Raw genomic sequence first — 10,057 nt, 5'->3', positions numbered from 1 at the left:
GGTTTTGGGGGTTAGAGGCATGCTCTTCGGATCCCGAACTAGTTCAATATAGACCGTCGGCGAGAGGGGCAACCCCCTGCACTTAACTTGCAAGGGGTGCGGGGAGCTACAAGTTCCGCGCTCTGGCGGGAAAGTCAGGGTCGAGATACCGACTCCTCTGCCAAGTCGTTCTGTGACGCGGGGCAGGAATGCCCAATGGCAAGGTTGGGAGGCCCAAGCTCTATTGGCTAGAGTGAGGGCGGGGGGATGTTACAAGGAAAGCTTCTGGAATAGATGAGCCACCGGCAGGGCAAATCCTGGAATAACCTCTTCACCTTCTAGAAGATCAACCGATTTCAGGAGGCGGTCAGGCTCTTGAGAGCTGCGATACACCAGGACGTAGTGCTCGCTGGGGTGAACCAGCCAAACCAGGCGGCTGCCATTTTCAAAGTACTCCACCAGCTTGTCATGAATTTCTTCAACCGTATTGCGGGGGGAAAGCACTTCAACAGCCAGATCTGGAGCGCCTTCCAAAAATCCTGTGGGCAGTTCAGCCATGCCCTGCAAGCGTTCTTTAGCAAAAAAAGAGATGTCAGGGGAGCGCCAATTTCCACTCTTCATCTTAAAAGCAGTGCTGGAATCTAAAACGATCCCCAGCTTGTTGGACAAAACGTAGGAGGTCAAAGCTGCCAATAGGAGGCTGCAGACATAACCATGGAGTGCCCCCGCGCTTCCCATATCAATTGGCTTCCCATCAACAATCTCGTAGCGATGTCCCTCCCTGGACAACGCCATGAATTCTTCGGCTGTCCAAGCTCTTTTTCCCTGAGTTGGCACAGCTCCGACGGTCATCTGCAAACTCCTTGCTGCTCCTTGGACACCGCAAGCCAAGCCCGCAGGGATCCCCCAGCGGCTTTTCCTCGAGGGGGGACGCCAAAGGCTAAAATAGCCTAGCTCATCCTACTGTACCGACGGAAAAGGCACCTTGATCGAGCGCTACACTCTGCCCGAAATGGGCCAGATTTGGTCCACTGCCCACAAGCTCCAGACCTGGCTGCAGGTGGAGCTGGCTGTCTGTGAAGCGCAAGCGGAGCTGGGGCGGATCCCGCAAGAAGCCCTGCAAGAGATCAGAGCCAAAGCCGCCTTTGACCCGGCGCGGGTTTTGGAAATTGAGGCGGAAGTGAAGCACGATGTTATTGCCTTCTTAACCAACCTCAACGAGCACGTGGGCGAGGCAGGGCGCTACATCCACCTGGGCCTGACCAGCTCGGACGTGTTGGATACCGCTCTGGCCCTGCAGCTTGTGGCCTCGGTGGAGATCTTGCAAGCTCGCCTGGCCGACCTCATCGCTGCTATCCGCGACCAAGCTCGGCAGCACCGCTACACCCTCATGATCGGCCGCACCCACGGTGTTCACGCCGAGCCGATTACCTTTGGCTTTAAGCTGGCAGGGTGGCTGGCCGAGTGCCTGCGCCACCAAGAGCGCCTAGCTCGCCTGCGGGAAGTGGTGGCGGTGGGCAAGATCTCTGGCGCCGTGGGCACCTACGCCAACGTGCCTCCCCAGGTGGAGCAGTTGGCCTGCGCTCGCCTGGGCCTGAAGCCCGATACAGCCTCGACACAGGTAATCTCGCGGGATCGCCACGCTGAATACGTGCAAACCTTGGCTTTGATTGGCTCTTCGCTGGAGCGCTTTGCTACTGAAATCCGCCACCTGCAGCGAACAGAGGTACTGGAGGCTGAGGAGTACTTTGCCCCCGGCCAAAAGGGATCCTCTGCCATGCCCCACAAGCGCAACCCCATCAAGGCGGAACAACTGACGGGGCTGGCCCGTCTCCTGCGCGGGTATGCCGTCTCGGCCCTAGAAAACATTCCCCTTTGGCATGAGCGGGACATCTCCCACAGCTCCGTAGAGCGGGTCATCCTGCCGGATGCCTCCATCCTCTGCCACTATCTGTTGGTCAACATGGCGGAGCTGGTGGGCCAGCTGCAGGTTCACGCTCGCAACATGGAGCGCAATCTCAACCTCTACGGCGGCGTCATCTTCAGCCAGCAGGTGCTGCTGGCTTTAGTGGAGAAGGGCCTTAGCCGCGAGGAAGCCTACCGCCTGGTGCAGGAAAATGCTCATCGCGCCTGGAACCAGCCGCAGGGGGACTTTCGCGCCAATCTGCTGGCGGATCCCCGAGTGATGGCTCACCTGAGCGAGGCAGAACTGCAGGACTGCTTTGATCCGCGGCGCCACCTAACCCATTTGGACGAGATCTTTGCCCGCCTGGGCATTTGAGGATCCCCTATGGTTTGGCAGCGGCAACATGTCCTGGGCTTGGCGGACTTTACCCCCGAAGAATATCAAATCGTTTTGCAAACCGCTGCCAGCTTCCAGGAGGTGTTGACGCGGCGGTTGCCCAAGGTGCCCACCTTGCAGGGGAAGGTGGTGGTGACGCTGTTCTTCGAGCCTTCCACCCGCACTCGTTCCAGTTTTGAGCTGGCGGCCAAGCGCCTTTCGGCAGATGTGCTCAACTTTTCCCCAGGCACCTCTTCCTTGAGCAAAGGGGAGACGCTCTTGGATACGGCCCGCACCTTTCTGGCCATGGGATCCGATCTCTTGATCGTTCGCCATGCCCAGGCAGGAGTGCCCCAACAATTAGCTGCCGAGATCGACCGCCGCGGATCCCCTGTGGGCGTTCTCAATGCCGGGGATGGACTGCACGAACATCCCACCCAAGGTTTGCTGGATTTGTTTACCCTCTGCAGCCATCTGGATCCCCGGCGTCCCCGCCTGGAGTTGCTGCAAGGGATCAAAATCGCCATTGTCGGCGATATTCTCCACTCGCGAGTGGCCCGCTCCGATATCTACGCCCTGGTGGCCGCCGGAGCTGAGGTTCACTTAGCCGGCCCTCCCACCCTGTTGCCCAAAGATTTTGCCCAGTTTGTGCCCGGCCACACGCTCCCTATCCATTGGCAGCTAGAGCCTGCCCTCGAAGGGGCGCGTTTTGTTATCACCCTACGCCTGCAACAGGAGCGCATGAGCGAGTTCCTTCTCCCCAGCTTGCAGGAGTACCATCACTTCTTCGGCCTCACGCGGCAGCGGCTGCGCCTGTGCCACCCAGAGGTGAGGGTTTTACACCCCGGCCCGGTCAATCGCGGTGTGGAACTCAGCTCCGAGGTGATGGAGGATCCCGGCTTGAACCTGATTGAGCAGCAGGTCACCCACGGCGTGGCGGTGCGCATGGCCCTGCTGTACCTCATGGGGGGCGGGCGGATCCCAGCTTAGAGCCCAGATCTTTCTCTGCTCGGGGAACATGTAGAGCTGCCCCACGTCTGGAGTGTTGAAGTCCATCTCCTAGCTAATTCTCTCTGTCAAAACTGTCAAAAGTCGGAAGAAGCTCTGGCCAGAGCTTTTCCCGCCCTGCTGAAATCATGTCCAAGCTTGCCGAGAGGTGAGCAACATCTTTGTCTCAAATTTTACACATCTTGGATCTGGATCGAGTTTTTTTGCAGCCGTCTAAGCTTAGCTCTTATTCAAGTTGTGTCCGTTTGATTGGTTGTCAAATGAGATAGAAGTTCAGCAGTATAAGCCTTTTCGCGGATCCTGGGCTCCAGGATCCTGATTTTGCTGAAATCCAAACTGGCCAAAACCACCAGATGGAAAATCGAGGTTTGGAAACGAGCCAGCACACTCAAAAATATCGATTTTTCTCTTGACTTAACCCAAAGTTAACCTTTAGATATCCCTCCGTTAACTTTGAGGTTATAGGGTTGAAGATGTTGATTTGCCACAGATATTACCTATGCGAACCCTGCTTTCTGCTTTCTCCCTCACCGCTCTAACAGTAGGATTTCTAACAGCGACCTCGGCTCAAGCCCAAACCGTGCAAATCTCCGGGGCGGGCGCGACCTTTGCGGCTCCTTTGCTGCAACGTTGGTTTGACGCCTACAACCGCACCGTAGACCCCACTGTGCAAGTCAGCTATCAGTCTGTCGGTAGTGGTGCTGGCCTAGAGCAGGTGATCAATGGCACTGTGGACTTCGGCGCTTCCGAGGCGCCTTTCTCCGGTGCTCGCCTGGAAAACTTCCGAGCTAAATACCGCTATGAGCCCCTACAGTTGCCTCTGGCGGGAGGGGCCATCGAGTTTGCCTATAACCTGCCCGGCATTGAAGACGGAGAGCTCATCCTGAAGCGGAAAACCTACTGCGGCATCGTGACCGGCGAGATCACTCGCTGGGACGACATTCGCATCAAGGCCGAGAACCCACGTATAGCAAACAAGCTGCCACCCCTGGACATCACCTGGGTACACCGCTCTGATGGTTCTGGGACTACCTTTGTGTTCACCAACCACATCAGAACTGTCTGCCCTAATTGGACAGCCGGTGCTGGTACTTCTGTCGAGTGGCCTGTTGGCATTGGAGCCCAAGGGAATGAGGGCGTAGCCGCCACCATCAAGCAGGAGCCAGGGGCAATTGGCTACGTGAACCAGTCCTATGCCAAGCTGGAAAAGATGACCACTGCTCGCCTGGAAAACAAAGCGGGCAACATTGTTGAGTTCTCGACTGAGGCAGCTACCTCGGCGCTTGATGCTCCCATTCCTGATAACTTTGCGCTGTTGGTGCCCGACCCTGAAGGGCCAAATGACTACCCAATCGTGGGCTTGTTCTGGGTGATGCTGTACCGCGAGTATCCCGATCAGCAGAAGCTGACCAAGCTGGTGGAGGCTCTGAAGTGGACCCAGGGGCCAGAGGGTCAAGCCATCACCAAGGAGCTGGACTACATCCCTATGCCTGAGGCGGCTATCCAGCGGATCTTTGCAGAGCTGGATGCCATCACCGTTAACCCCAATGCGGTGCGATGACTGGGTTGCAGCCTGAACTCCACTAGAGTGGAGCTGGTGGCCGGCTGAGGAGGCAGATGAGGCTTTCTCGGTCGGCTGCTGGGCTTACCTTGCACGGTGGGATTTTTAGGAAAGTTTTGAACCGAAGATGATCATGGGAGAGAGGCTATGACTTCAGCGGCTACGGGTTATGGTTCACCACCAAACCCGGATATCGATGTTGACATTGAGAAAAAGGCGAGCCTGTCTCGGGCTGTTGATGTGGGCTTTGTCCGCCTGACGCTGGCCTTGGCAGGGTTTGCCGGCATTATCCTCATCTGGGTGATTCTTCAAACCACCGAAGCGGCTCTGCCGGCGATTCAGCAGTTTGGCTTGGGCTTCCTGGTTACTGCCCGCTGGAACCCGGTGGAAAACATCTATGGGGTGCTACCACAGATTTATGGCAGTTTGGTAACCTCTCTGGTGGCTTTGATTTTTGCCATCCCTCTGGGCATTGGCACTGCCATCTTCCTGGCGGAAGGTTTTGCCCCCAAGTGGGTAACGGAGCCGATTGGCTTTGCCGTTGAGCTGATCGTGGCCATTCCCAGTGTGGTGCTGGGGCTGTGGGGGATCTTTGTGCTGATTCCAGCAGTGCGGCCCATCTTTCGAGCCATTAACCAGACGCTGAGTTGGATCCCTTTCTTGGGTGGCCCGGCTCCGCGGGGGCCCAGCTTGTTGATAGTGGCTGTGGTGCTGGGGATCATGATCTCTCCCATCATCATCTCCATTACCCGCAGTACCCTTGAATCTCTGCCACGCAGCCTAAAAGAGGGGGCTTTGGCTTTGGGGGCAACCCGCTGGGAGACCATCTTAACGGTGATGATCCCTGCCGGCCTGTCGGGCATTGTCAGCTCGATCATGCTGGCGCTGGGACGGGCCCTGGGAGAGACCATGGTAGCGGCCATGCTTTCCGGCAACGCCAACCGCATCAATATCTCCCTAATGCAGCCGGGATCCACCATTACCGGCTTGATTGCCTCTCAGTTTGGCGAGGCAGGACGCTTGCAGGTTTCGGCTCTCATGTATGCCGGCGTGGTGCTGATGGTGCTGACGTTATTGGTCAACATTGTTGCCGAGATCATCATCCGCAAGTTTCAAAACTTGGAGCAGTAACTTGGGAAGCAGAAAGAAGATAAAGGAGCACTGTTATCATGTCCGACTCAGCACAGCTTGCCCCTGAGAAGGTTGACATCGACATTACTCGTGCCGCCATTGCCCCTGTCCGCAATTACACAGGCATTGTCCTAACCCTGCTGAGTGGCCTCTTTGTGGCGGTGATCATAGCTTCCCTATCTTGGGTGCTGTGGGATGTGGGCAAGGAAGGCATCCAGCGGATAAATTGGGATGTCCTCACCCAGACCCGCTACCCTGCCCCTGGCCTGGCGGAAGGGGGCTTTGGTCACGCAATTGTCGGCAATTTAATGGTGCTGGCTACGGGGGCGGCTTTGAGCTTTCCCTTCGGCATCTTGGCGGCAGTGTACTTGTCTGAATTCGGTCGCGGCACCCGCTTGGCTTATCTGGTTAAGTTTTCCTGCAATGTGCTCACGGGGGTACCGGCCATTCTCTGCGGCCTGTTTGCCTATGCTGTGGTGGTGAGGGGATCCGGCTTTTCGGCTTTCTCGGGAGGGGTGGCTTTTGGCGTGCTGATGCTGCCGATTGTCGTCCGCTCCACCGAGGAGGCGTTGCTGCTGGTTTCGCCCGACATGCGCTTGGCTTCCCTTGGCCTGGGCTCAAATCGCTTTCAGACCACAATGCGCGTTGTTTTGCCGGCAGCGGCACCGGCCATCGTAACCGGGCTAATCCTGGCTTTGGCCCGAGCGGCAGGCGAGGCTGCACCTCTGCTCTTTACCGCCTTCAACAACAATTTCTGGTCTACTGATCTCTTTGGCCCGGTGGCTACCTTGCCGGTGATGGTCTACTTTTTCTCCATCATTCCCTACAGGGTGCAGCAGGAGCTGGCTTGGGCGGGCGCTTTGGTTTTGTTAGCCATTGTTTTGGCGGCCAGCTTGACCGCTCGCTTTTTGGTGTACAAGACCAGGAAATAGCCTGAGGATTCTCAACAAAGTCTTGAATCGAACTCTTCGTCGAACTCTAGCTCTTTTTGTGAGTGCTGCCATGCAAACTCAATCTCTTAACCAGACCTCTTACGTTTTCAGGACCGAGAACCTGAATGTCTACTATGGCTCCAATCTGGCGGTAAAAAATGTTACTCTGGACATCCCAGCCCGACAGATTACTGCGTTTATCGGCCCTTCCGGCTGTGGCAAAAGCACGATCCTGCGCTGTTTTAACCGCACCAACGATTTGATCCCCGGTGCTCGTGTAGAGGGCAAGCTCACCTACCACGGCAAGGATCTCTACGCCAAAGAAGTCGATCCGGTGGCGGTGCGGCGGCGTATCGGCATGGTCTTCCAAAAACCCAATCCCTTCCCCAAAAGCATTTACGACAACGTGGCCTACGGCCCGCGGGTGCTGGGGATGAAGGTAGACTTGGACGAGGTGGTGGAAACCTCGCTGAGGCGGGCTGCCCTTTGGGATGAGGTGAAAGATAAACTGAAAGAAAACGGCCAGTCGCTGTCGGGAGGTCAGCAGCAGCGCCTGTGTATTGCCCGCGCTCTGGCGGTACAGCCGGATGTGATTTTGATGGATGAGCCCTGTTCGGCACTGGATCCCATTTCCACCCGCCGTATCGAAGAGCTGATGAAGGAGCTGGAGGAGGAATATACCATCGTCATCGTCACCCACAACATGCAGCAGGCCAGCCGCGTCTCGGATATGACGGCTTTCTTCAGCGTGGAGCTGGTGGGATCCAACCGTGTGGGCGAGCTGATTGAATTTGACAGAACTGAAGTCATCTTCAACAGCCCCACCAAGCAAGCCACAAGAGATTATGTGGAGGGCCGCTTCGGCTAATCGACCTGGCCGGACAGGGATCCTTCCCATACTGTTCTCGGCAAACCCTTTTGCAGGCAATTTCTGCCGATGATGGAGTCTGAAGAACCGTTGCACCCAAATACGGATACCTATGATCGTTGCCGCTCCTGACAAGCTGCAGGCTTTGCGTTCTGACTTAGAGGGTATTGAGATCATCACTGATCCGGCTCAGGTGGCCAAGTTGTCGTTGGATTTTTACCACTACAGCCCCGTGCTGAGCCGACAACTGAGCGACAAGCGGGGAGATTTGGTGGTGCGCCCCGCCGATGAGGCCGAGGTGATGCGGGTGGCAGCGGCCTGTGCCAGGCTGCGGATCCCGGTTACGGTGCGCGGTGCCGGTACCGGTAATTACGGCCAATGTATCCCGCTGGCCGGGGGTGTGATCCTGGACATGGGCAAGCTCAACCAGGTGCTTTGGGCAAAGCCGGGCTTGGCGCGGGTGCAGGCGGGGGCCAAGTTGATGGCCATCGACAAACACACCCGGGAGATGGGCTGGGAGATCCGCATGGCTCCTTCCACCTATCGCACGGCCACCATCGGGGGGTTCATTGCCGGCGGCAGTGGTGGCATTGGTTCTGTGACTTACGGCCAACTGCGGGATCGGGGCAACATCTTGGGGCTGCGGGTGGTCACCCTGGAGGAAGAGCCGCGGGTGCTGGAGCTGCGGGGAGATGAGGTATTCAAAGTAAGCCATGCCTGGGGCCTCAATGGGATCATCACCGAGGTGGAGATCCCGCTGGCGCCTGCTTATCCTTGGGCGGAGCTGGTGGTGGCCTTTCCCCCTGAAGTGGGCTTTATGCCCTGTGCCCATTTTGGCCAAGCCCTGGGCGATGCGGATGGGATCCTCAAGAAGATGATCAGCCTGCACGCTTGGCCGATCCCCAGCTACTTTGCACCGCTGCGGGGTCATTTTCCAGAGGGATCCGCTGTGGCCCTGTTGATGGTGGCCGAATGCAGCCTGGAGCCGCTGTTGGAGCTTGTCCGGGAACATGGGGGCCAAGTGGTTTACAACAAAACGGCCCAGGAGGCCAGCAAGGGGATCTCGCTGGGGGAATTTTCTTGGAACCACACCACTTTGCACTGCCGCAGCGTGGATCCCAGCCTGACTTATTTACAATCGGCTTTTCCCGCCGACCGGGAGCTGAAGCTGGTGCAGCACATGTACGAGTATTTTGGCGACGAAGTGCTGATGCACCTGGAGTGGATTCGCATCAACGGGCAAGCTACCCCCGTCGGCCTGCAAATTGTCCGCTTTACCACCGAAGAGCGTCTAAACGAGATCATGCGCTACCACGAAGAGCAGGGAGTATTTATTGCCAACCCCCACACTTTCATCATCGAAGACGGTGGGCGTAAGGTGATGGATCCCCGCCAGATTCGTTTCAAAGAAGAAGTGGATCCCTATGGGTTGCTTAATCCGGGCAAGATGCGCACCTGGCAGGAGCGCGCCTCTGCTTGAGGAATAGCAACAGTAGCACAGCAATTGGCCTCAGTCTATCTATGTTGCCGGTATTTAATGCATAATGGATTGCCTGTGTGAGGCAAGACCAGGCCAGAACTGTGGGGTCGGTGCTGTGGGAAATGCTGTCCACTGTCGAATGCTTGTCAAACTTCCGGCAGCCAATCTTCTGCCAGCACCAACTCTGGAGAGTAGGGACAGACATCTGGAAATGTCGAGATTTCTATCCCCGTTTGCCTGGCTGCTTGGCGGCGCGCCCGTTGATAACTCTCTTCAAGTTGCTCTACCAGATAACCTTTTAGGCTAGGGCTATCTTCTATGGCCAATCCGATTTGGGTTCGCGCATCTGTAATGGAATCTAGCCAGCTATCTGAACGGCGCTGAGGTTGATATTGCCACTTGAGTAGATGCAGCAGAAGGCGAGTTAATTGACTGGTAATCCCTCGTCGTTCGCTCTTACCCAAATTCTCAACCTCTTCAATTAAGTGTGTTAGGTCAATTTCATGCCAGCGCCTTTCCCGCAATAGCCGGGTTGTTCGGTCAATCCACAAGTTAAAGTCTGTCGAGTATAGATTGCTCATAGCTTTGTCCTGCTGAAAAATAGGGTCGCGATAATTATGAAATCCAGACTACGTCCTTCTTGAGTTTACTACAATAAAACCTGTAACACCTGAGTTCTCAACCGTCTGGGAGCAGAGCACTCTGGTGACAAACCTTATCCAGACAACTCTTTCTATAGTCATTTCGATTTAAAGCAGGACACTGCACCCACACCTAGGGTGCACCGAGCCGGAAGGCTTTTCAAGGACTCCGTCCC

The 10,057-nt window shown here is 56.4% G+C and carries 9 protein-coding genes; 7 read left to right on the top strand and 2 right to left on the bottom strand.

Annotation, left to right across the window (positions count from 1 at the left end; genetic code table 11):
- Positions 1–249 precede the first annotated feature (249 nt).
- Positions 250–831, bottom strand: coding sequence for a Uma2 family endonuclease (locus NW818_RS05170; RefSeq protein WP_414423993.1), 582 nt, complete (start codon positions 829–831; stop codon positions 250–252).
- A 133-nt stretch (positions 832–964) separates the two neighbouring features.
- Here NW818_RS05170 and purB point away from each other — a divergent pair, with 133 nt between their 5' ends.
- From purB to NW818_RS05135, 7 genes are all read left to right on the top strand, one after another.
- Positions 965–2,260: an adenylosuccinate lyase gene (gene purB, locus NW818_RS05165; RefSeq protein ID WP_414423992.1), complete on the top strand. Its 1,296-nt coding sequence runs from the start codon at positions 965–967 to the stop codon at positions 2,258–2,260.
- Positions 2,261–2,269: 9 nt separating this feature from the next.
- Positions 2,270–3,250: an aspartate carbamoyltransferase catalytic subunit gene (locus NW818_RS05160; RefSeq protein ID WP_414423991.1), complete on the top strand. Its 981-nt coding sequence runs from the start codon at positions 2,270–2,272 to the stop codon at positions 3,248–3,250.
- A gap of 517 nt (positions 3,251–3,767) precedes the next feature.
- Positions 3,768–4,829 carry a phosphate ABC transporter substrate-binding protein PstS gene (gene pstS / locus NW818_RS05155; RefSeq protein WP_414330700.1) on the top strand — a complete coding sequence of 354 codons (1,062 nt, stop codon included), beginning with the start codon at positions 3,768–3,770 and terminating at the stop codon, positions 4,827–4,829.
- Positions 4,830–4,976: 147 nt separating this feature from the next.
- On the top strand, positions 4,977–5,960 hold the full coding sequence (gene pstC, locus NW818_RS05150; RefSeq protein ID WP_414413907.1) for a phosphate ABC transporter permease subunit PstC: 984 nt from the start codon (positions 4,977–4,979) through the stop codon (positions 5,958–5,960).
- 38 nt (positions 5,961–5,998) lie between these two features.
- Positions 5,999–6,892: a phosphate ABC transporter permease PstA gene (pstA, locus tag NW818_RS05145; protein WP_414352132.1), complete on the top strand. Its 894-nt coding sequence runs from the start codon at positions 5,999–6,001 to the stop codon at positions 6,890–6,892.
- Between the two features lie 70 nt (positions 6,893–6,962).
- Positions 6,963–7,760: a phosphate ABC transporter ATP-binding protein PstB gene (pstB, locus tag NW818_RS05140; protein WP_414423990.1), complete on the top strand. Its 798-nt coding sequence runs from the start codon at positions 6,963–6,965 to the stop codon at positions 7,758–7,760.
- 112 nt (positions 7,761–7,872) lie between these two features.
- Complete coding sequence (locus NW818_RS05135) at positions 7,873–9,240, top strand: FAD-binding oxidoreductase (RefSeq protein WP_414423989.1); 1,368 nt, start codon at positions 7,873–7,875, stop codon at positions 9,238–9,240.
- A 146-nt stretch (positions 9,241–9,386) separates the two neighbouring features.
- Here the strand turns inward: NW818_RS05135 and NW818_RS05130 are convergent, their stop codons facing one another.
- Positions 9,387–9,821, bottom strand: coding sequence for a DUF29 domain-containing protein (locus NW818_RS05130; protein WP_011433505.1), 435 nt, complete (start codon positions 9,819–9,821; stop codon positions 9,387–9,389).
- Positions 9,822–10,057 lie beyond the last annotated feature (236 nt).

Source organism: Synechococcus sp. R6-5 (genome assembly GCF_047461775.1).
Lineage (GTDB): Bacteria > Cyanobacteriota > Cyanobacteriia > Thermostichales > Thermostichaceae > Thermostichus.
The sequence above is the reverse complement of the archived record's forward strand: the minus strand, read 5'-3'. Positions and strand labels throughout refer to the sequence as shown.